Source organism: Bacillus sp. JZ105, assembly GCF_053903125.1.
This window is the reverse complement of sequence record NZ_CP096387.1, coordinates 3424889-3447559: the sequence shown is the minus strand read 5'-3', so window position 1 is coordinate 3447559 and position 22671 is coordinate 3424889. Positions and strand designations below refer to the sequence as shown.

Below are 22671 nucleotides of genomic sequence, written 5' to 3'. Positions count from 1 at the left end.
CGCAATGAAAACCCTTGACGCCTTTGCGCTAATAAACGGAATAGATCAAACGCTGAATGCGTTAAAGCAGCAGTCACAGCAAATCAGTTCCCTAGAAAAACAAATCAATCACATCATCTCACTCGATGGCGCACTAAAGGGAGAGGCGGGACAAGCCATCCGCGCCTTTTATACAGAATGCCATATTCCCTTCCTGCAATTCTTTCAGGCCGTCATTGAGGAATATAGCGCTGCATTAAAAAACACAAAGCAGGCTCTTCACGCACTAGAATCAAACGAGCACGGCTTTATCTCACAAGCGTTTATCGAAGATGATCTTGATCAAGGCTTAAAAAAAGCTGAACGTACGATTTCTGAAATTGTTTCAGAGGTAAACCATGCCATCGGCAGAGTTGGTCATATTGTTCATTTGCCAAATGTAGACGAATCAGCTTTACAGCAAAACTATCAAAAGGCATGGCTTGAGACATCAAGAACCATTGGTCTGCTTCATGCATTTGACAGGGAGCAGACAAGTGCTTTACATGAAACCAAAAGCTCCCTTCAAACAATGAAGCAATACATAGATACCTTAAGTACCATGTTCACCGGCCCAAAAATCGACATCACGAGCTATCAAAAGGGTTCTATTTTCAAAGATGGAAAAGAAGAGAAAATAAGCAGCACCATCAGTGGATTGAAAGGTAAAATAGACAACCCAAAAGACAATCCATTGATGATCATGCTGAAGAAACTGAAAGAGAAACAACAGGCGAATGTGGAGACGGTTGTTCGGGAAACCCCGTCTAGTAAAATCAATCAAACCACCTTGACCTTAAATGGAAAAGTATACAACATAAATGAGTACAAAAAGATCAACTTCGAACATGCCAAAACGGTTGACGTCATGCGAGACGGAATGCTGTATCGGTTACGAATATCAGAAAAAAACAAAGTGACGATTGAGAGCGTTAAACCGATTTCTGATGTAAAAACAGGCGGTCAACCCCAAAATATCTTAAATACAGCGGTTGAATTTACAGGAATAAACGACGCGATTCGGGTTATTACAGGAAGAGATCCGATAACAGGTGATAAAGTCGCGGATATGGATCGTTTGGTATCAGGAGTGTACATGGTTCCAAGCACTAACATTGTTAAAGTGGGGAAATATGTTTTTAAGATTATTAAAGGGGAGAAAGCAGCTAAGAGGGTTGAGAAGAGTGCTAAAGGTGCGAGGAATGGGGCTAAAGATTTTGAAAAATCATTAGTGAAATTGCCTCCAGCAGAACGTGTCGCAGCTGTAAAAATGAAAGTAAAAGAAATTGCTAAAAGTAATGGCTTAATAAAAGATTCAAAATTAAGTAAGATTAATAGCAGGGATGTATATAAAGACCCTAAAACTGGAGATTTATATTCAGTAGATACACAGCATGGTCGTTTTGAAAAAACAAATAACAAGGGAAAGCATCAAGGAGAGGTTGATTTTGATTTTAAACAAACTAAACCTGCTGATGCATCTGGTGGTCATAATTTAAAAATTAAGTAGAGAGGATGTAATAGAATGATGAAGAATGATTGGATATCTATTCAGGATGTTGAAGACGATACTCGAATTTGGGCTGGAACCATAGTCAGAGTTTTTAAGGAGGGATTAAATAAGGAAAACATAGAAGATAATTTCTATGATTACATCGTTTCTTTTATTTATGATAACAATGAATATTTACAATTAACCTGTCTTACTCAAGGGGAGGGTGGAAATATTGTTTCTGTATTGCAAACAGAACCAGATTCAAATTATTCATTAGGTAAGGAATTGAAAAGAATGATGGATGATGGTAAAAACTCTGTTTTTGTGAAATTTTCACCTGAATGTATCGTTAACTAAACTTCTAATAAGAGTTGGAAAGAGACTAGATTCTTTTCAAAATAAATGAGAAGAAGTGATAGAAAAGGTGAGTTTATTAGATGAGTGTATTGAGGCACTAGGTGAGGATATCCATATTTTTTATGAAGATAATAGAGAGCAAATATTAAATGATTTTGAAAATTCTTTTCCATTTACTGATTGGGGGCAAATTGAATGGAAGAAGATATCTTCTTATGAGCAAGTGGATACATTAATGGGTGAGTGAGGGCTGTAACATAGAAGCGTAATCCAATAAAGAAGATGATCACATTGCCTTGGAATACATGGATCACTGCTTGTCTCGTAGTTGTGATACCCATCGTTTTAGTTTTCTCTGTATATTTCATCATGAAAAGCAAGAACAAGAAAACCAAATCATCCAACTGAAACGCTCTGTGACGCCAAATGTTATAGAGCTTTTTTGCATTCTCCCCCCATTCATCCCATGGTATAATAAACACAGTTTATGAACGAGAGGATATGCAGGAGATGAAAAATGAACCTATTGAGTTACTGACACAGCCAAAATGGCGTATCATCGATCAGTCGAGTCTCGGTCTCTATGTGGACCCGAAGCAATCCTTTGCGATGGATGATACGCTTTGCGCGTCGGTGGGGAAGGGCCTTTCACCAGCGACAGCCCGTTCTTGGGTGCATCACAATACGATTGTGCTTGGGATTCAGGATACAAGACTTCCATTTCTCCAAGATGGCGTAAAGCTGCTTGAGGAAGAGGGATATCGAGTGATTGTGCGCAACTCAGGCGGTCTTGCTGTGGTGCTGGATGAAGGTGTACTGAATGTGTCTTTAATCTTTGCGGAACAAAAGAAGGGCATTGATATTGACCGCGGATATGATGCGATGGTGGAATTGATCAGCCGGATGCTGTCGATGTATGATGTGGACATTGAAGCCTATGAAATAGTCGGCTCTTATTGTCCAGGCAGCTACGATTTAAGTATCAATGGAAAGAAATTTGCAGGCATTTCTCAGCGTAGATTACGCGGTGGGGTCGCTGTGCAAATTTATTTGTGTGCAGATGGAAGCGGGCGTGAACGTGCCGACTTGATCCGCCGTTTTTATGATGCCGCCTTAAAGGATAAACGGCAAGAAGTGAAGGCAGTATTTCCTGATATACAGCCGGATACGATGGCATCCTTATCAGAATTAATTGGTGAACCGATTGATTGTACGCTTCTTATGCGTTTATTACTAGAGGAGCTTCAAAAGCTTAGTAATCAGCTGACAGCCTCGGGCCTGAATGCAGAAGAACAGCTGGAATTTGAGAAAAATATGACGCGGATGATTGAGCGGAATGAAAAGGTGTTTTCGTAAATATCAGTCTTTTTATCTTGAAAAGAGTAGAGGTGAAGTGATGGAAACAAAGCTTGAAAAAGCCATTGAACTTCGAAAAAGTGGACATCTTCAAGAATCAAATGAATTGCTGTCTCATCTTGCAGAGGAGTATCCAGACGATGCCTCTATTCATTATCAATGTGCCTGGAGTTATGACCTGTTAGGAGAGGAAAGGCAAGCTGTCTTTTTTTATGAAAGGGCCATTGAGTTAGGATTGTCTTCAGAAGAACTAGAAGACGCTTTACTAGGGTTAGGAAGTACATACAGAACTTTAGGAGAATATGAAAAGTCAAAACAGATATTCCTAAAAGGGATGGAAACTTATCCGGACAACAAAGCCATTCAAACGTTCTATGCCATGACTTTGTATAATTTAAAGGAACACAGCAAAGCGATGGAAATATTACTGAACTGTTTAACTGAAACGACAAAAGATCCTGCTATTTTAAGTTATCGAAAAGCGATTGATTTTTATTCAAATCAATTAGATAGGTTATGGAAATAATAGTTGATTTGGCTGCTTGAATAGATTTGGAGGGGCAATGTGATGAAAAAATCCCCTCCTTTGTTATGGAATTTTATATGTGATAGTCATTTATGGCGTAAGAAAGAAGGTAAATTTGTTGTCATTATTCACCACGTATTACCCGCTGTTGATGCTTTGTGTTTTGTCTGTGTTGTATGTGATGTATCGTATTCAGCCGCTGGCCTCTACTGTTAAAAAAATCATCATTGTGCTCTGTGTGTTAACAAATGCCGCATATATTTGCTGGCGTCTCTTCTTTACACTGCCGCATGAAGGTACATTTAATATGATAATGGGCATCTTGCTTGTTGCCTGTGAATGTATTGGATTTTTACAGCTGCTTGTGTTTTATACACTTGTTTGGAAGCCTTCAAATCGGAAACAAGTCACGATCAGTGATCTTGACAGGCTGCCAACAGTTGATATTTTCATAGCTACATATAATGAACCGATTGAAGTGCTGAAACGCACGGTTGCAGGCTGTTTGAATCTGTCTTATCCAAAAGACAGCGTCCATATTTATTTATGTGATGATGGCAAGAGGGAGTCTGTGGAGCAGCTTGCATCTGAGTTTGGCGTTCATTATCTGACAAGAACAGATAACAAGTTTGCTAAGGCGGGTAATTTAAACCATGCGATGTCTCAAACGAATGGGGAGCTGATTCTCACACTTGATGCTGATATGGTCCCCCTTCCTGCCTTTTTAGAAAAGACAGTGCCTTACTTTCATGATGGAGCGACTGCGTTTGTTCAAGTTCCACAGGCGTTTTATAACGAAGACCCTTTCCAATATAATATGTTCTCGAAGGATCGAATTCCAAATGAACAGGACTTCTTCATGCAAACCCTCCAGGCTGGTAAGGATCGGTTCAATGCGGTGATGTATGTCGGGAGTAATACTGTATTTAGAAGAACGGCCTTAGAGGAAATTGGCGGATTTGCTACTGGAGTGATTACAGAAGACATGGCGACCGGAATGCTTCTCCAAGGGAAGTTCAAATCTGTGTCTGTCGGAGAAGTATTAGCCGTCGGTCTCGCACCTGAAAGCTGGCTTGATTTGTTAAAGCAGAGAGACCGGTGGTCGAGAGGGAACATTCAGTGCGCCCGTAAGTTTAATCCATTGAAGGTTCGCGGCTTAACGCTTATGCAGCGAGTTCTTTATTTAGATGGCATTGTGTATTGGTTTAACGGTTTGTTTAAAATGATTTACATTCTTACACCGATTTTGTTTTTATTGTTTGGTATTCAAAGTTTCTGGGCCGATTTCCAGTCCATTTTTATGTTTTGGCTGCCGGCGTTCTTTAGTTCGTATTTAGCGTTTAAACTGGTGTCGAATCAAAAAAGAAGTATGTTTTGGAGTCATATTTACGAAAGCTCTATGGCATTCCATCTGGCTGGTGTAGCTTTAAGTGAGCTGTTTTTGAAGAAGAGGGTTGAATTCCTTGTCACGCCGAAGGGAATTCAAACGGACAAGAGACATTTTCATTTGAAAACGATGATTCCTCATTTGATCTTCTTGCTGCTCTCATTGCTTGTCCTTGTGAAAATAGGATACGATATGAAGGTAAATGGGACGATGAATGCTGAACTCACGTTGATTAATATTTTTTGGGTGCTTTATAACGGTGCAGGTCTATTCATGGCACTGATTGTGGCGTTTGATCGTCCGCGTTATCGAAAATCAGAGCGGTTTGTCATAGAAAAAGAGGGGCAGCTCTTTTCTGATCGTCAAGATGAATCGATTGCTTGTTTTCTACTAGATATGAGTGATTCAGGTGCGCGTCTATCTATTCCATTGGATCAAGCTTCTTCTTTAAATCAAGGACAAATGCAATTGTTCTTTTCAGAGGATCAAAGTGTGGCGTGTGATGTGGTTTGGAGCCATCCAGAGGGAGACAAGCTGATGGTTGGTGTTGCTTTTACTGACACAGAAAAATCAGAGTATTTATCACTGATCCGCTTCTTATTCACACGAGAGCATGTATCGATAACAGATCGTGAGAAAAAATCCTATGCTGTTCGGACGTTTCTCCGCTTTTTAAGAAAAACAAAGAAGGTACCAAAGGCCTTGCAGCGCAAATGGATGAGAAGACCTTTGCAAGGTGTGGCAGGCACGCTGTCCTATGAAGGCCGGTTAGAAGAGAAGGTGCCGGTGAACATACATGATATTAGTGTATCTGGGTGCAAAATCGAGTCTGAAGCTTCAATTGAATTACATGAGAAAGTGCTGATCACCATTGACACAGAATCTCTCACAGATCAGCCGGCGATTGCAGTCTGGACATCACAAAAACGCGGCCGCACAATGGCCGGACTCAAGTTTGTTCAGCCCGAAATCAAGCAGATAGAAGAAAGAGAGGGAGTGGTTTCTTGAAATCCAAAAACGGCGGTTACCTCTATTTACTATGGCTTCCTGTCATCATGGGAGCCGGCTACGGCATTTCGCTTTTAGTGCCATTTCTTCAGCCTGTCCTGACACTTGGCATTGCAGGTCTTTATATTTTTATGTTTGGTGATTTTCAGGTAAGGCAGGTCAGGTATATTTTTATGTTTGTGTTTTTGATCAATGTCCTTTTTAGTGTGATGCTATTTTTGGGCATTTAAAAAAGTGCTTCCCGAGGCGGGGAGCACTTTTTGTTATTCTGCCATTTTTTCGAGGTTGCCGTTCCGGTCCATTTTAAAGGTTGGTGCGGCACTATCGTCCTCTTCAAACAAAACTAGTTTTCTTGCACGGTTCATGATTTTCACGAGTGTTTCATAATCTTCTTGAATCGTGAGCTGATCCTTTTCAAGCTTCTTCACTTCAGCTTCTAGCTGCGAGACTTTATGAGAAAGCTCATTGTTTTCTCGTTTTAAGCGGCTGTTTTCCATACGTAAGGCAGTGGATTGCTGACCATCGCCTTCATAACGGCGTAAGAAATCAATGATATCGTCGATGGTTAATTCTTGATGCTGCCTAAATGGATTTGCTTCCGGCTTTTTCTCTGCGGTATTTGGGGCAGGAGCAGCCTGTGACAATAAATGTGATAAACTAGCTAACTCTTCATTGTAGCTTTGATCCACAAACTGAAGCTGTTCAGCCGTTTCAGCTGCTGGTGCAAATGTTTCTTCCTTTGCAGGCTCCAGTTCCTGTGAGAATTCCTCTTGAGTGACTGTTTCTTCTACTTGCGGCTGATAAAGTAATCGTTTTTTCGCAGGCTGGCCATTGCCAAGTGCGCGCATCCGTTGTTTTCGCTGTTTTTTGGCAAGTGCCAACGCTTTTTCATATTGATGTCTGACGACAGCGTTCCATCTAAATCCGCATGCCGCTGAGGTGCGGTTCAGTTTATCTCCAACTTCTTCAAACGCATTTAGCTGCGTGCTGCCCTCTCTGACGTGACGTAAGACGGTTTCTGCCAAGAGGAGATCATTTTCCTCTGACCAAGCATCTTGTCTTTGTTTTGACATGTGTTTAAACCCCCATATGATTTGATGGTATTAGATTAGCCAAGTTCAAGAAGGTTTATACAAGTTTGCTAAAAGGATAGTGGAAAATACTAGCTTTTATGTAAGCTTGTGATTGGGGCGGCAAAGCGTCTTGCATGTCCAGCCGCTTCGATGTACAATGTTGGGTGGTATATTATTCACGATTGGCTGTCCAACTGTTTCATATAGAATGAAGTATCATCATTGAAAGGAAGCGTAAGACCATGGCTAATGAGTTTCGCGTATGTGACGATTGTGATGCGACGAACCTAAAGACGTTATTGCCTCGACTCAAATCGGTTGACCCTGATGCAAAAATTGAGATCGGCTGTCAATCCTATTGTGGTCCAGGACGAAAAAAGGCTTTTGCGTTTGTGAACAATCGCCCATTATCCGCACCAACAGAAGATGAATTACTTGAAAAGGTTCAAAAAAAAGTCAAATAAATGTCACTGAATGTGTTCAGTCGACCTAAAAAGAGGTCCGTCCCTGTCAGGTCGGGCTTTTTACGTCCGTGCAATCTATGAGAACACATTCACCAGCAAATTCAAGGATGTTTTCGGGAAAAGTTACCCGATATAATAGAAACACGTCTTAAAAAAAGAGGGACGAAACGATGGCGTATCCAAAAGGGAAATTATCTGAGGAAAAGGTATTTAAAGATCCTGTACACCGTTATGTTCACGTAAGGGATGCATTAATATGGGATTTAATAGGAACAAGAGAGTTTCAGCGCCTGAGACGGATTAAACAGCTAGGAACTACTTATTTGACGTTTCATGGTGCAGAACACAGCCGATTCAATCATTCACTCGGTGTATACGAGATTGTGAGACGAATTGTGGATGATGTGTTTAAAGGGCGGCCTGAATGGGATGAAGGAGAGCGCGAGCTTGTACTTAGTGCTGCCTTACTTCATGACCTCGGACATGGTCCATTTTCTCATTCCTTTGAAAAGGTCTTCCACTTAGACCATGAATCGTTTACAAGAGATATTATTTTAGGGCAGACGGAAGTCAATGAAGTGCTACGCCGGGTGAATGATGATTTCCCGAAGCATGTGGCTGAAGTCATTGCCAAAACGTATCAAAACAAACAGGTGGTCAGTTTGATTTCAAGTCAAATTGATGCCGACCGAATGGACTACTTGCAGCGTGATGCCTACTATACAGGCGTCAGCTACGGCCACTTTGATATGGAACGTATTTTACGTGTAATGCGCCCGAGAGAAGATCAGATTGTGATGAAACAGAGCGGGATGCATGCGGTTGAAGATTATATTATGAGCCGCTATCAAATGTACTGGCAAGTCTATTTCCACCCAGTGACACGCAGTGCGGAAGTCATTTTAACGAAAATTCTTCACCGGGCAAAAGAGCTGCATGAAACGGGTTATATTTTTACACATGCCCCCGTTCACTTTTATTCAATCTTTGAGGGGAATGTCACCACAGAGGACTATATTAAGCTGGATGAATCCATTGTCTTATTTTATTTTCAGGCGTGGGAAGATGAAGAAGATCACGTGCTGGCTGATTTGTGCCGCCGTTTTATGAACCGCCGATTGTTCCAATATACAGAGTTTAATCCAAATGAAGAAATGACGAAATATTTCAAGCTGACCGCCTTGTTCAAGGAGGCAGGAATTGATCCTGACTATTATTTAGTGGTCGACTCATCTTCTGACTTGCCCTATGACTTTTACAGACCAGGGGAGGAAGAAGAGAGGCTGCCAATCCACCTTTTGACGCAAAGCGGTCATATTAAAGAACTGTCGAGACAGTCAGATATTGTTGACGCCATTTCCGGTAAACGAAGAACCGATCATAAACTTTATTTCCCGATGGACTTAATTGTAGATATGTCGGAAAAAGCTGAAGAAAAAAAGGCGATCATGAAGCTGCTTGGTTTGGGATAAGGAAGTACTGAAAAAGGAGATGTCGGGAATTTGTTGAAAGAGCATGCAAAGTTGATGAAGGTATTCTCTGAATCAGGGGAAATCGTTGGACGGAAGAAGCTGCAAAAGATGATTTACATAGCAAAAAAGCTAGATTTGCCTTTTTACGAGAAATACGATTTTCATTTTTATGGCCCCTATTCAGAGGAGTTGACGCTCAGAATTGAAGAGCTGTGCAACCTTGGATTCTTGGACGAAATGAAGGAAAAAAAGGGCGGATACTATCAATATCGCTATTCGCTGACGGACAATGGGAAAGAGTTTCTCGATCAGTGTGAAGTGGACATGCCTGACCTCAAAGCGCTGACGCAGCAGATGAACGAGCAATCATCCCGTTTCCTAGAGCTTGTCTCAACGATTTTATATTTTGATAACCTGCCAGAAGATGAGGTGAAGGAAAAGGTCTTCACCATTAAAAGCAAGCAGCGCTATACGGACGAAGAATTTGAGGCGGCCCTTGCTTATATTGATCAGTTGAAGGAATTGAATTAGTTGAACAAAAGCCCGACTTTTAGGGCTTTTTTTGTTTTGTAAGACCCAGACCAAAAGCGCTATTTTTCGATGAAATGTGTGTCAAAATATCCGAAAAATTAGTGAAAATGACGTAATTCGACTTTCTTCCTGTATATCTAATTCCCTGTTTTTGACTGAATAAAAGGAAAATGGTGAATTTTCAGTGAATATATAACTTTGTGAAAAACAAAGGAGGGATAGGAATGAAAAAGCGTTCAGTCTTTTTGTCATTTTTATTGGTAGGTAGTTTGTTACCGGGGGTAAGTTCAGCTTCAGCACCAGTAGCGAGTGCAGGTCATGATCATGGTCATGCGCCGTTCGAAACCCATATTAGTGAGGGGTTGCCAAAAGCAAAAGATTTTAAAGATTTGAAGACAGCACCTCCAATTGAACGAGATGTGACAACAAAGGTATTAGATGAGTCTGGTAAGCAGGTAGGCTCGAGAACCTTTAAGGCCAATACAGGAGATTCAATTTCAACAAAAGCAAGTACAGGCAGTCAGAAGGTCACTGTCTATGCGGTCGCTGATGCGCAGTATCGTGCGAAATATAGTGACTGGCAAACACGGATTGTCAGCATCATCGAGCAAGCAGATGTCACGTTTAACCGTGATCATGACGTGGACTTTGTCGTACAAGCCGTAGGATCTTGGACGTCTTCGGGATCAAATGCAGAGCAAATTTTGTCTAACCTTGCGCGCAGCTTTGATGGCAGAGGATATGACTTTGTCACTGGATTTACAGCAAATCCAAACTTTGATGCTGGCGGAATCGCTTATGTTTACAATAGTGCACCAAGCGGAAGTGCATTCGCCGTTAACCTTGATCAAGGAACAGCGAACACTGCAAAAGCGGCTACGCATGAATACGGTCATAACTTTGGCTTACCGCACGACCCTCAAGGAAGCGGCATTGTCTGCCTAATGAATTATGATTATTCTTACACAGTCGATTTCTTCGATGCGGCTCATAAAAATCAAGTGAACCGTAATAAAGCGTGGTACAGATAAAATGGCAGACAAAAGGACAAACACCCATGTGCTTGTCCTTTTTTTATGCTTACAGATCGCTCATTCGCTTTCCTGCTACGGCATAGTGTTCCTTTTTCATTTCTTCAATAATGACAGAGACTTTTTCTACCCCTGCGCCTGTTGTTTCAACAACGGCATCAGTGACTTTCTCCACAAGTGCTCTTTTCTGCTCGTCTGTTCTTCCTTCAAGCATTTGAACGGTGACAATCGGCATGGCGAAAACCTCCTTTTTCCTTTTATGCTACGCTTCCCTTTAGTTTAAGGGACTTCTTATAGTATACTGAATGAAGTAAATCATTGTATAGAAAGAAAGAGGGATTCATGCCTTTGAACCAATTTCTTGTTTATCCATTAGAACTTATTCCATATGTGGCCATTACGCTTGTGGTTGCATTTACGATGCACGAGCTGGCGCATGCATATGTTGCGTACCGATTCGGAGACCCGACGGCTAAGAATCAAGGGAGACTGACGTTAAATCCACTGAAGCATCTCGATGTATTCGGGACGATTTTGATCTTTGTGGCCGGGTTTGGCTGGGCGAGACCTGTACCAGTGAATCGTTACCATTTTAAAAAACCGCGTTTAGCAGGGATTTGTGTCTCCATTGCTGGGCCATTAAGTAACTTGTTGCTGGCGTTTTTGGGCTTTTTTGTGTATGTGCTTCTTCAGAAATTTGGCGGGGAGTGGATCATGCGCTTTGAGCCGGGAATCGATTATTTCTTCCAGATCTTTATTAATTTAAACGTCATCTTGTTCCTATTTAACTTATTGCCGCTTCCGCCGCTGGATGGGTATCGGATTATTGAGGACGTCGTCAGCCCCCGTATCCGGGCGAAAATGACGCAATTTGAACAATATGGGATCATTATTTTTCTCATATTCGTGATCACACCGCTGGGACAGTTTGTGTTTGGCCCATTGATCGGAATGCGGGATCAAATCATATACTGGTTTAATCTTATTTTGAAGCCGCTGCTTTAGGAGGTTTAAAGAATGGAAGGTAAAAAGAAGAAACCAATTGGTTTTAACATCATTAAAAAAACAGATGCAACCGACGGACATGGAGGCTTTGGGGCAGGTGCCCTCAGTCTTGATAATATCTCGCCAGTTATCATTGATGTAGAGGAAAAGGAAGCTGTCATTGATATTGGTGCTATGCATGCAAGAAGTGCCGTTGAAAAAGGAATTAAATTTTTGAAAACAAAAGAAGAAGTGCCGAACGGAAAACCGTATTGGCTCGTATGGGTGACGATTGACCGCAGAGAAGAAGGGCCTTATTATGCAGGTGTGACGGCTTGTGAAATGACCGTTGACCGTTCGATCCGCCGCGGGTATAAGTCACTTCCAGAGCATGTGAATTTAATGGATAAATCGATGAAGCGAAAAATCGTCGTGAGTCATATGGATGACGTATCCAAAAAGGTGCTGGCTGATTTCTTAAAAGGTCATAATCAAGCGCTATGGGACGCATCAACAGATGAATTAAAAGAAGGATTGGCTGTTCCTGAATAATTGTGAAATTTTTGTGAAGATTGGCGGATGGCTACCAATTATCTCCGGTTTTTGAGTAAACTGGTGTTAAAGCTAGGACATGGAGAATCCCGAGATGCAGATCTCGGGGTTTTTCATGTCTTTTTTAACGTTTCAGCCACTTTTCCCACCATTTCTTTGGCTTTTGATCTTGAACTGGTTCCTGCTCAGAGGCTTTGTCCTCAGCACCATAGCAGACACCTGTCGGCTCCGTTCCTTCTATAAAATAGGTGAATACCTTTGATTCACATCCTGGACCTGCGAGGTCGCCGGTTTTTGGATTAATATATACCCCTTTGACACCGTCTGGCGGCATGAAGGAAGAGGCTGGCTGCTTCGAGAGAGCTGATTCCATAAAGGAAGCCCATATTTTTTTCGCATAGGCCGTTTCTTCGACTGAGTCAATGGTGCGGCCTTTATCATAGCCTGTCCATACACCTGTGACGAGCTGGGGAGAGAAGCCGATCATCCAGCTGTCGGCGCCTGTAGTCCCAGATTTTCCTCCGTATGTTCTTGTAAGATCCTTTATAATGGTGCGGCCAGTGACACTTGTATAGCCGTTTAATTGATCATTGAACATGCCTGACATCATGTCGGTGGTGACAAATGCTGCTTTTTCATCGAGGATTTGTTCTCGCTTTTGTTTCTCTTCAAAAAGCACATTGCCTTTTGCGTCGGTTACTTTCGTAATAAAGGTTGGTTTGACGCGTTTTCCACCATTGACCAGCATGGCGTAAGCATTCGTCATTTCAATGGGTTTCACAGGAGACGTGCCCAGGGCAAGAGAGGGTACTTGATCTAGTTTCTCCTTGATTCCAAATGTCTTGCCAGCACGTACAAGCTGTTCCATTCCTAAAAATAGATGGGTCTTTACAGCGTAAATATTATCAGACAGTGCTAAAGCTTGAAGCATTGTAATGCCGTCATTGGCGTAATAGCCGTGATAATTGCTTGGTGAATAAGCGGCATCGCTGCCTGGTTCATCTAATTCAAACACCGTTTCCTCACTGCGCATGACGGTTGCGGGTGTAAACCCGTTTTGCAAGGCAATGTAATAAAGAAGGGGTTTCATGGTTGAACCGGGCTGCCTTTTTGCTTGTGTCACCCGATTGAATGGACTTTTCTCATAATCTCTCCCGCCTATGAGGGCAAGTACATGCCCTGTTTGAGGATGGATGGCAGCAAAGCCGATTTGGATTTCTGATTTGGAGTTCATCGTATTTTTTAACGTCTTTTCTGCGATTTTCTGTAATTCTGGATTGAGAGTCGTTTGGATATGAAGCCCATAGGTTTCAATCTGTTCCTCAGTTAACCCCAAGCTTTGTTTCAACTCTCGAATCACATCGTCATAAAAATATGGGGCTTGCTTTGCTTGCAGCTGCTTCTTTTGCAAAGGGCGATAGGACAGCTTTTCTTTCGCAGCGTCATCGGCTGCTTTTTTCGTAATCATGCCATCCTCGTGCATTTGTCTCAAAATCATATTCTTTCTTGCGCCGGCTTTCTCCTCATTCACATAAGGGGAATAGAGAGAAGGCCCCTTTGGGATACCGGCAAGCAGGGCAGATTCAGCGAGGGTTAAGTTCTTTGCTTTTTTCCCGAAATACAGACGGGACGCTGCTTCCACACCGTACGCTCCGTGACCATAATAAATGGTGTTCAAGTATCCTTCTAAAATCTCATCTTTTGTATAGTTTTGTTCTAAACGAATCGTGTAAAAGGCTTCATTCCACTTCCGCTTCCACGTTTTATCATGATCTAAATAAAGGTTTCGTGCATATTGCTGGGTGATCGTGCTGGCACCTTGCACCTTAGCCATGGCACGAATATCGGCCATCGCAGCACCTGCCATCCGTTTCACATCAAAGCCATGATGCTCATAAAAGGTTTTATCCTCAACAGCGACAACTGCCTGTCTGATATGAGGAGACATCTCCTTTAGCGGCACCCAATATCTCTTTTCTCCAAAGCTGGATTCTCCAAGCTTTGAGCCATCGGCTGCATAAATGGTCGTGGATTGGGGAACTTGAACAGAAGGGGGACCTTGCCATTTAGCTATTAATAGAATCGTCAAAAAGACAGTGCCTGCAAATAGAAAAGCGAGCAAGCCAATAAAAAAACAGGCTCGAATCGTTTTCACGGTCATGCGGATTTTTTTATTACTCATGATTGTGTCCATGCAAAGCCCCCATTTTGACGGTTTTTTATCAGTATGGAACAAAGAAAACCGTTTTAAACAAGCGATTGCAGGTGCGATTTAAAAAATGAAGAGAACTCATGCGGTTCTTTACAATTTGATATGAATCCACTATACTTTTTTCTTGGACAATCGATATAGTCAAAGCCGATATAAGGCGCTAACAATAGATGTTTGTTTATTATTGGATGAGAGGAAGATGAACAATGAGCGAACTTTGGTATACAGAGAAGCAAACGAAGAATTTTGGTATTACATTGAAGGTGAACAAAACCCTTCACACAGAACAAACAGACTTTCAACATTTAGAAATGGTGGAAACAGAAGAGTTTGGCAATATGCTGTTTTTAGACGGCATGGTGATGACGTCTGAGAAAGATGAGTTTGTATACCACGAAATGGTGGCACATGTTCCTCTTTTCACTCATCCAAACCCGGAAAATGTTCTTGTTGTAGGCGGAGGAGACGGCGGTGTCATTCGTGAGATCCTCAAACACCCAAGTGTGAAAAAAGCGACACTTGTTGATATTGACGGAAAGGTCATCGAGTACTCGAAGAAATTCCTTCCTTCTATTGCTGGGAAACTAGACGATCCTCGTGTAGATGTCAAAGTCGGAGACGGTTTTATGCACATTGCTGAAGCTGACAACGAGTATGATGTGATCATGGTTGACTCTACTGAGCCAGTTGGACCAGCTGTGAACCTGTTCTCTAAAGGATTTTACGCAGGAATCGCAAAAGCACTCAAAGAAGACGGTATTTTCGTTGCACAAACCGACAACCCTTGGTTCACACCTGAGCTGATTACAAATGTACAGCGTGATGTAAAAGAAATTTTCCCAATTACGAAGCTTTACACAGCGAATATTCCAACGTATCCAAGCGGTCTTTGGACATTCACCATCGGTTCTAAAAAATATGATCCACTTGCTGTAGAAGACAGCCGTTTCTTTGATATTGAGACGAAATATTACACAAAAGAATTGCACAAAGCGGCATTCGTTCTGCCGAAATTTGTGAGCGACTTAATCAAATAAATCAAGCGAAATGGACATGCGCAAATGACGGTTTGCGCATTTTTTGAAGCGTAAAAGGAGGAATCTTGCATGAGATTCGACGAGGCTTATTCAGGAAAAGTGTTTATTGGAAGTCATCCGACATGGGAAGATGCAAAGGTCATTTTATACGGCATGCCGATGGACTGGACAGTCAGCTACCGCCCAGGTTCACGTTTCGGTCCGAACCGCATTCGTGAAGTATCGATCGGTTTAGAGGAATACAGCCCTTATTTAGATCGTGAGCTGCATGAGGTGCCATTCTTTGATGCGGGTGACATCCCACTTCCTTTTGGGAATGCACAAAAAAGCTTAGATTTAATTGAAGAGTATGTCGACAGCATTTTAGAAAAAGGGAAGTTTCCATTAGGAATGGGCGGCGAGCATCTCGTGTCTTGGCCGGTTTTCCGTGCGATGTATAAGAAATACCCTGATCTGGCCATCATCCATATGGACGCACATACAGATCTTCGTGAGGAATATGAGGGTGAGCCGCTTTCACATTCAACACCGATTCGTAAAGCTGCAGGACTGATTGGAGCTGAAAATGTATTCTCTTTCGGCATCCGTTCTGGAATGAAAGAAGAATTTGAATGGGCAAAAGAAGCGGGTATGCACATTTCTAAATTTGAAGTACTCGAGCCATTGAAGCAAGTATTGCCAAAGCTAAAAGGGCGTCCAGTATATGTGACGATCGATATTGATGTACTTGACCCAGCTCATGCACCTGGTACAGGAACGGTAGATGCTGGCGGTATTACATCAAAAGAGCTGCTTGCATCCATTCATGCGATTGCAGGATCTGACGTCAAAGTCGTTGGGGCAGACCTAGTCGAGGTAGCACCTGTATATGATCACTCTGACCAAACAGCGAATACAGCGAGTAAGCTTTTACGCGAAATGCTGCTTGGATTTGTGAAATAATCAGTTGATAGAGGAGCTTGTCATCTCATGTGGACAAGCTCTTTTTTTTACATTGGTCAAAAAATAAAGGAGGGAGCTCATGTTTTCGTCAATATTGATGGTGTTCCTCGCTTTATGTGTGTTAGGGGCAGGCTTTCTCACATTGAAACGAGAGCTCGCAGCTGATCCGCCTGTTTTTGCTTCAAAGAAGGAAGCAAAGGAAGAGATGCTGGGGCTGTTTCACGATCGAGGCTTTTTCTATCTGACGGCCATTGCGTTATTCATGCAGGTGGTTTTTAAAAAGGATCAAATCGCACCATTTGATTTTTTTCAGGCATTTTTGGCAAGTTCAGGCATACAGGCTCTTTTTTACTTCATGAAAAGAAAAGACTTAGGTGTAAAGGCTGGACTTGTCGTAGTGGTCAGTTGTATTTTTCTTTTTTCCTAAAGGGATGGCTGAAGATGAAAAACGAAGTTTAATCGCCGTGAAGAAGAGAAATGATGGGATGATAGGCGATCATGATTATGGTATACTATTTTAGTTAAACGGGTCTTAGCAAAGGAAGTGCAAAATGACACAAAACCAAATTTCAATTCATGTAAAGTCAGTGATGAAACCAGAGACGGAGCCGGCTGAAACGATCGAATTCCGCACGACTGGAACGTACCAAGAGAAGAATGACAAAACGTATCTCACTTACCATGAAGAACATGAAATGGGTCAAGTAAAAACCGTTGTGAAAATGAGTGAAAAAGAAATTTTTGTGATGAGATCAGGGGCTATTCAAATGAAGCAGCGCTTTCTCATTGGAGAAACGACCGTCACACATTACACGATGCCATTCGGTACACTTCAGCTAGATGTGCACACACATGGTATTGATCTCGATGTGGACAAGGGGCTGCTGCACATTACGTACGATATGCTGACAGGAGAAGATCAAAAGCATTTACATACATTATCGATTTCGTATAAGGAGGATTTACGTTCATGAATATCGCAGAACAGGTCAAAGATGCGTTAAAAGAAGAAATCATAGCGGCAGTCGTCAAAGCAGGACTTGCCGATGAAAGCCAGGTGCCAGATGTCCTTTTAGAAGTGCCGAAAGACAAAACTCACGGAGATTACTCTACCAACATGGCGATGCAGCTTGCCCGCATTGCGAAAAAAGCACCACGTCAAATCGCAGAGGACATCGTCAATGCGTTTGATAAAGGGAAAGCTTCCATTGAAAAACTGGATATCGCAGGTCCAGGGTTCATTAACTTTTATATGAACAATCAGTATTTAACAAAGCTCATTCCAGCTGTTCTTGAGGCAAAAGAAGCTTATGGCGAAACGAATACAGGCGGCGGTCAAAAGGTGCAAGTCGAATTCGTCTCAGCCAACCCAACAGGTGACCTTCACCTTGGACATGCCCGCGGTGCAGCTGTAGGAGATTCCCTTTGCAACATCCTTGATAAAGCAGGGTTCGATGTGAGCCGTGAATACTATATCAACGATGCAGGAAATCAAATCAATAACCTCGCTTTATCTGTAGAAGTACGTTATTTTGAGGCACTCGGTCTTGAAAAAGAAATGCCTGAAGACGGCTACAGAGGAGAAGACATCAAAGGTATCGGACAAAAGCTTGCGGATGAATTTGGTGACCGTTTCGTTCATGAACCGGAAGAAGAGCGGATGAAGTTCTTCCGTGAATACGGCTTGAAATACGAATTAGAGAAATTACGTGTAGACCTTGAGAATTTCCGTGTGCCATTTGATGTATGGTATTCAGAAACCTCTTTATATGAAAACGGAAAAATCGAACCAGCGCTGGAAACACTTCGTGAAAAAGGCTATGTCTTTGAAGAAGACGGCGCAACATGGCTGCGTTCAACTGATTTTGGTGATGACAAGGACCGTGTGCTGATTAAAAAAGACGGCAGCTTCACTTACCTGCTTCCAGACATCGCATATCATAAAGACAAATTGGACAGAGGCTTTGACCAGCTCATTAACATTTGGGGAGCGGACCATCACGGCTATATTCCTCGGATGAAAGCGGCGATCCAAGCACTTGGATATCCAGCTGACAAGCTTGAAGTAGAAATCATTCAGCTTGTGCATCTTTACAAAAACGGCGAAAAGATGAAGATGAGTAAGCGTACAGGAAAAGCCGTCACAATGCGTGATCTTATTGAAGAAGTCGGCTTAGATGCGACTCGTTATTTCTTTGCGATGAGAAGTGCGGCGACACATATGGACTTTGACCTAGATTTAGCGATTTCTACGTCTAACGAAAACCCTGTGTACTATGCACAATATGCACATGCGAGAATTTGCAGCATGCTGCGTCAAGGTGAAGAAAAAGGCTATGAACCGAACCTTGAAAAAGCCGATTTCTCTCACATTCAATCGGAAAAAGAATACGATCTTCTGAAAATCATTGGCAGCTTCCCAGAAGTTGTAGCAGAAGCAGCTGAAAAGCGTATTCCACATCGCGTGACGAACTATATTTATGACCTGGCATCAGCCCTTCACAGCTTCTACAATGCCGAGAAGGTCATTGACGCAGAAAACGAAACAAAAACAACAGCACGTCTTTCACTCATGAAAGCAACACAAATCACGCTTGCGAATGCATTAAAACTAATTGGTGTATCGGCTCCGGAGAAGATGTAAGAACACGCAGAAACCCACTCGGAAATAGGAGTGGGTTTTTTGTCATTCAACGTGTATATCATTTTTATTTCTCTGGAAAATCTCAATTTCATAATCCTCTAAGGCTTGTTTAGGAAGTTTCTTTTCTAATACAGACTGCAAACCTGCTAAATATCTTTTGAAGTATTGATGCCGATGGAAATTGTGGGATCTGTCTTAACGATTTGATAATGTAACAAGCCATGCTCTTTCCATAACGAGTCTAATACTTGTATCACCTTTTGATCTAATTCTTCTTCAGAAAGAGTGAGACGATTTGGAGTGGAACTTAATCCAAGAATACAAAGAGTAATAAAAAACAAACCAATCAAACGTTTTTTCATGATATCTCCTCGAATAGTTAATATATTCCTTTAATAGATTATAGCATCCAATTAGGTTTGTTTAAATAACTTAACAGAAACATGCTCATAGAAGGCAGTGTTCTAGGTTTATTTAATGGAACAACCAATCTCATCCACTCAAAATATGTAAAAACCCGCTATCCTTTAGTAGAAAGCGGGTTTTGAAAATTATCCAAGTGTGTTGATAATGTTAGAGATAGAATCAAATAATTGGCTAAGTACATCAGAGAACATGTTTTTGCCTCCTCTCTTTTCTTTTTACATCTACTTAACGGAGGGGATGGAAGGTTGGATCACTTTTTCTAAAAAAATATTAAAAAAGATGGTGGCATAGAAAAAAGCACCGAATATGCGGTGTTTCAGATTGTTGACAAAGGGCTAAAATGATCTTGATTTTAGCCCTTTGTCTTCTTTTCAGCGTGATAGAAAACCTTTGAAGTCTAGGAAGGACGGCTACTTTTGCGGAGCGAATTTGACATTCGTGAGCACCAGCGCGCAGGACTGACAAAGAATGCGAGGGTTTGTCTACACGCTGAAGCACCGAATATGCGGTGCTTTTTGTTATGAATGAATGCGCAGCTTCACGTCTCCATTTTTACACGTTAGCTGAACGTTTCCGCCAATCGGGAAAGTGAAGACTGGCTGTGTATGTCCGATATCGACGTCGTAAATCACTGGGATGTGTTTGAGCATTGGATGCTTATCTAGGATGAATCTTAAATGTTCCTCTGTCATGTTGGATTTCTTCTGAAAGCGTCCGATGATCAACCCTTTGATTGTTTCTGCATGCTGCAAGAGGGAGGTAAGGTCTCTGGCGAACATTTCAGGGAACACCAGCTCATCATCTTCCACAAATAAGATGGCATCCTTTACATTCGGCATAAACGATGTCCCTTGCAGTAAGTTCAGTGTACAAAGGTTTCCGCCAAACAAGGTGCCTTCAGCTGTTCCTTCCTGATATATGTTCCATTTCGTCGGATGAAACTGCCTGTTCGCTTGATCTAGATACCACGCGTCATCACTCCATTTTGTCGAAGGAATCACATCAAACGGTTCGCCGCCGTTCATCAAGCAAGCTTGAAACATAGCGGTCTGCTCCTCCTGTCCCTGCTCCATTTGAAAGCTTGAGAAATGGGGACCAGAATATGTCACCATATCACATTTCGCTGTAATGGCGCTGGCAAGTGCAGTGATGTCACTATAGCCGCAAAGGACTTTAGGATGCTGACGGATCAAGTCGTAATCAATATAAGGCAGAAGCTCATTGCAGTTAAAGCCTCCGATGGATGTCAAAATACCATCGACATCATTATCTTTGAACGCCTCATGCAGATCAGACAAGCGGTGTTCAATAGACGATGAGGAATGAAGGTCACATTCAAACACATGCTTTCCCAAAGAGACAGTGAAACCTAAAGACTCTAAACGTTTTTTCGCTTGAGAAATTCCTTCTTTTGATAAAATGCTGGCACTTCGGCTTGGGGCAATGACACGAATATGGCTGCCTTTTTTTAAAAGTGAGGGTGTATGCATAAACAAATCTTCCTTTCCATCACATATTTCTCTATTATATCGGATAAATAGCGCAAGTCTGTAAAGGCTAGGAGAAAGGAATGGGTCGTGCGTTTCATACAAGCTGTGCAAAGGGTATGGAAGAGAAAAAGACAGAATGAGGGCGGAGAATGTGAAAAAGAGAAGACTGGAATTTTTATTTTTATATTTTATGATATTCGGGGCATATGTGGTGTATTGGTGGACTGTGCCGGCGTGGAGTATTCAGCTGTACGCAGCGATTTATATCGCCATTATTTTATTTAGTATCATCTCACTCATGCTGGAGAACCGTACATCACAGCACACATTGTTATGGATATATGTGCTCATTTTTTTCCCGATCATTGGCTATATGTTCTATCTGTTCTCAGGGCAGCTCTATGTAAAAGGTCATTTATTCAAATCAAAGAGAATGTATAACCGCGAGAAATTACGCAGAATCTCTGAGCTTGAGAGCAAGCCGGATGAATCAAGTTTAACCGATAATCAGCGTGGTTTTTTTCAATACACAGAAAAAGCAACAGGCATGCATGTGAACACAAATAGTGATATGGAGATTTTAAAGAATGGGGAGGAGACGTTCCCCAGAATTTTTGAAGAGCTAAAAAAGGCAAAATCGTTCATTCATATTGAATATTACATGTTCAAATCCGATTTCCTCGGCCACCGGATGATGGAGATTTTGATTGAAAAAGTGAAAGAAGGGGTAGAGGTCCGTTTCATATATGATGCGGCAGGCAGCATCCGCTTCTCCCGAAAAGATATTAAACGCTTGAAGCAGGCAGGGGTCAAGGTCGCTCCTTTTCTACCTTTAAAATATGGATTCTTTAATCAAAAATTCAATTTCCGAAATCACCGGAAAATCGTCATTATTGATGGAGAGACAGGGTTTGTCGGCGGGTTAAATGTCGGCAAGGAATACGTAGGACGGGATGAAAAGATCGGCTTTTGGCGTGATACGCATGCTATGTTAAAGGGTGAGGCTGTTCAGACCCTTTACTCCGTTTTTATGCTGGATTGGGAGTATGTATCAGATGAAGTATTAATTGATGATCCGAAGTATCATACGCCGCATTCTGTGACAGGCGATGATGTCATTCAGGTTGTACCAACTGGACCTGATATGAAAGAAAGTATGAGTGATTTATATGATGCTCTCATTTCTAATGCGAAACAATTTGTCTGGATTGCCACACCTTACTTTGTACCAAACGAATCGATTCGCACGGCGCTCAAAATCGCTGCCACAAGAGGGGTGGATGTGAGGGTGATGGTACCGGAGATCAATGACGGATTTCTCACGCAATATGCCACAAGATCCTATTTTTCTGAGCTTCTAAAAGAGGGCATCAAGGTGTATCACTATCAAAAAGGGTTTATGCATCAAAAGGTGATGATTGCTGATGGAGAACTCGCCTCTGTCGGCACCGCCAATGTCGATATGAGAAGCTTTCAGCTCAATTTTGAGGTCAATGTCTTTACAGCTGCGAAAAAGCCAATTGAGCAATTGATGGCCCACTATGAGGAAGATATGAAGGAATGTGAGCAAATGGGTCCTGTACATTTTTATAAAAGAGGCTTAAAAGAGCGGTTGAAGGAATCATTTGCCCGGTTGTTTTCTGGCGTATTATGAGGATTTCCAGTC

General features: G+C 42.0%; 24 protein-coding genes. 19 read left to right on the top strand and 5 right to left on the bottom strand.

All coding sequences use genetic code 11. The features are described 5' to 3' along the window. Positions 1–4 precede the first annotated feature (4 nt). From M1D81_RS17760 to M1D81_RS17730, 7 genes are all read left to right on the top strand, one after another. The gene (locus M1D81_RS17760; protein ID WP_456266172.1) at positions 5–1528 is read left to right on the top strand and encodes a T7SS effector LXG polymorphic toxin; all 1524 of its coding nucleotides are present in this window, start codon (positions 5–7) and stop codon (positions 1526–1528) included. A gap of 15 nt (positions 1529–1543) precedes the next feature. Next, a complete protein-coding gene (locus M1D81_RS17755) occupies positions 1544–1870 on the top strand; it encodes a hypothetical protein (RefSeq protein WP_456266173.1) in 327 nt (108 codons plus the stop codon). A gap of 67 nt (positions 1871–1937) precedes the next feature. Then, complete coding sequence (locus M1D81_RS17750; protein WP_456266174.1) at positions 1938–2117, top strand: CDI toxin immunity protein; 180 nt, start codon at positions 1938–1940, stop codon at positions 2115–2117. Positions 2118–2380: 263 nt separating this feature from the next. Next, positions 2381–3226: a lipoate--protein ligase family protein gene (locus tag M1D81_RS17745; RefSeq protein ID WP_326149000.1), complete on the top strand. Its 846-nt coding sequence runs from the start codon at positions 2381–2383 to the stop codon at positions 3224–3226. 40 nt (positions 3227–3266) lie between these two features. Beyond that, entirely contained in the window at positions 3267–3752 is a 486-nt protein-coding gene (locus tag M1D81_RS17740) for a tetratricopeptide repeat protein (RefSeq protein WP_024426381.1), read from the top strand. 118 nt (positions 3753–3870) lie between these two features. Next, entirely contained in the window at positions 3871–6147 is a 2277-nt protein-coding gene (locus M1D81_RS17735; protein ID WP_456266175.1) for a glycosyltransferase, read from the top strand. Further along, on the top strand, positions 6144–6377 hold the full coding sequence (locus M1D81_RS17730; RefSeq protein ID WP_024426379.1) for a DUF5970 family protein: 234 nt from the start codon (positions 6144–6146) through the stop codon (positions 6375–6377). Before M1D81_RS17735 ends, M1D81_RS17730 begins: the two co-directional genes overlap by 4 nt. 33 nt (positions 6378–6410) lie before the next feature. Here the strand turns inward: M1D81_RS17730 and M1D81_RS17725 are convergent, their stop codons facing one another. Beyond that, complete coding sequence (locus M1D81_RS17725; protein WP_024423774.1) at positions 6411–7220, bottom strand: RsfA family transcriptional regulator; 810 nt, start codon at positions 7218–7220, stop codon at positions 6411–6413. A 242-nt stretch (positions 7221–7462) separates the two neighbouring features. On the opposite strand from M1D81_RS17725, the gene M1D81_RS17720 reads away from it, so the two are divergent. The 4 genes from M1D81_RS17720 to M1D81_RS17705 all read left to right on the top strand — a co-directional run bounded on the left by M1D81_RS17720 (position 7463) and on the right by M1D81_RS17705 (position 10718). After that, positions 7463–7684 (top strand): DUF1450 domain-containing protein, encoded by a 222-nt coding sequence (locus M1D81_RS17720; RefSeq protein ID WP_003215259.1) that lies wholly within the window; start codon positions 7463–7465, stop codon positions 7682–7684. 170 nt (positions 7685–7854) lie between these two features. After that, a complete protein-coding gene (locus M1D81_RS17715; protein ID WP_400519214.1) occupies positions 7855–9156 on the top strand; it encodes an HD domain-containing protein in 1302 nt (433 codons plus the stop codon). Positions 9157–9186: 30 nt separating this feature from the next. Next, positions 9187–9687, top strand: a complete 501-nt coding sequence (locus tag M1D81_RS17710) for a YwgA family protein (protein WP_024426378.1) — start codon at positions 9187–9189, stop codon at positions 9685–9687. Positions 9688–9911: 224 nt separating this feature from the next. Then, on the top strand, positions 9912–10718 hold the full coding sequence (locus M1D81_RS17705) for a zinc-dependent metalloprotease (protein WP_087977781.1): 807 nt from the start codon (positions 9912–9914) through the stop codon (positions 10716–10718). A 49-nt stretch (positions 10719–10767) separates the two neighbouring features. Here M1D81_RS17705 and M1D81_RS17700 read toward each other — a convergent pair whose 3' ends face one another. Beyond that, the gene (locus M1D81_RS17700; RefSeq protein WP_106029520.1) at positions 10768–10953 is read right to left on the bottom strand and encodes a 2-hydroxymuconate tautomerase; all 186 of its coding nucleotides are present in this window, start codon (positions 10951–10953) and stop codon (positions 10768–10770) included. Positions 10954–11066: 113 nt separating this feature from the next. Here M1D81_RS17700 and M1D81_RS17695 point away from each other — a divergent pair, with 113 nt between their 5' ends. Together M1D81_RS17695 and M1D81_RS17690 are read left to right on the top strand one after the other, a co-directional pair. Further along, positions 11067–11723, top strand: coding sequence for a site-2 protease family protein (locus M1D81_RS17695; RefSeq protein ID WP_456267089.1), 657 nt, complete (start codon positions 11067–11069; stop codon positions 11721–11723). A 12-nt stretch (positions 11724–11735) separates the two neighbouring features. Further along, positions 11736–12254, top strand: a complete 519-nt coding sequence (locus M1D81_RS17690) for a YwhD family protein (RefSeq protein WP_024423769.1) — start codon at positions 11736–11738, stop codon at positions 12252–12254. Between the two features lie 124 nt (positions 12255–12378). Here M1D81_RS17690 and M1D81_RS17685 read toward each other — a convergent pair whose 3' ends face one another. Next, positions 12379–14448 (bottom strand): transglycosylase domain-containing protein, encoded by a 2070-nt coding sequence (locus M1D81_RS17685; protein WP_456266177.1) that lies wholly within the window; start codon positions 14446–14448, stop codon positions 12379–12381. A gap of 224 nt (positions 14449–14672) precedes the next feature. Between M1D81_RS17685 and speE the strand changes: the two genes are divergently transcribed. The 5 genes from speE to argS all read left to right on the top strand — a co-directional run bounded on the left by speE (position 14673) and on the right by argS (position 19089). Next, on the top strand, positions 14673–15503 hold the full coding sequence (gene speE / locus M1D81_RS17680; protein ID WP_025093862.1) for a spermidine synthase: 831 nt from the start codon (positions 14673–14675) through the stop codon (positions 15501–15503). Positions 15504–15572: 69 nt separating this feature from the next. Then, positions 15573–16445: an agmatinase gene (speB, locus tag M1D81_RS17675; protein WP_075621567.1), complete on the top strand. Its 873-nt coding sequence runs from the start codon at positions 15573–15575 to the stop codon at positions 16443–16445. 79 nt (positions 16446–16524) lie between these two features. Then, entirely contained in the window at positions 16525–16872 is a 348-nt protein-coding gene (locus M1D81_RS17670; protein WP_456266178.1) for a hypothetical protein, read from the top strand. A gap of 124 nt (positions 16873–16996) precedes the next feature. After that, complete coding sequence (locus tag M1D81_RS17665) at positions 16997–17419, top strand: DUF1934 domain-containing protein (protein WP_003215400.1); 423 nt, start codon at positions 16997–16999, stop codon at positions 17417–17419. After that, the gene (argS, locus tag M1D81_RS17660) at positions 17416–19089 is read left to right on the top strand and encodes an arginine--tRNA ligase (protein ID WP_024426363.1); all 1674 of its coding nucleotides are present in this window, start codon (positions 17416–17418) and stop codon (positions 19087–19089) included. Before M1D81_RS17665 ends, argS begins: the two co-directional genes overlap by 4 nt. A 146-nt stretch (positions 19090–19235) precedes the next feature. Here the strand turns inward: argS and M1D81_RS17655 are convergent, their stop codons facing one another. Together M1D81_RS17655 and M1D81_RS17650 are read right to left on the bottom strand one after the other, a co-directional pair. Further along, the gene (locus M1D81_RS17655) at positions 19236–19451 is read right to left on the bottom strand and encodes a hypothetical protein (protein ID WP_456266179.1); all 216 of its coding nucleotides are present in this window, start codon (positions 19449–19451) and stop codon (positions 19236–19238) included. A gap of 582 nt (positions 19452–20033) precedes the next feature. After that, positions 20034–21005, bottom strand: coding sequence for a S66 family peptidase (locus M1D81_RS17650; protein ID WP_456266180.1), 972 nt, complete (start codon positions 21003–21005; stop codon positions 20034–20036). Between the two features lie 136 nt (positions 21006–21141). Between M1D81_RS17650 and cls the strand changes: the two genes are divergently transcribed. After that, the gene (cls, locus tag M1D81_RS17645) at positions 21142–22659 is read left to right on the top strand and encodes a cardiolipin synthase (RefSeq protein WP_456266181.1); all 1518 of its coding nucleotides are present in this window, start codon (positions 21142–21144) and stop codon (positions 22657–22659) included. Positions 22660–22671 lie beyond the last annotated feature (12 nt).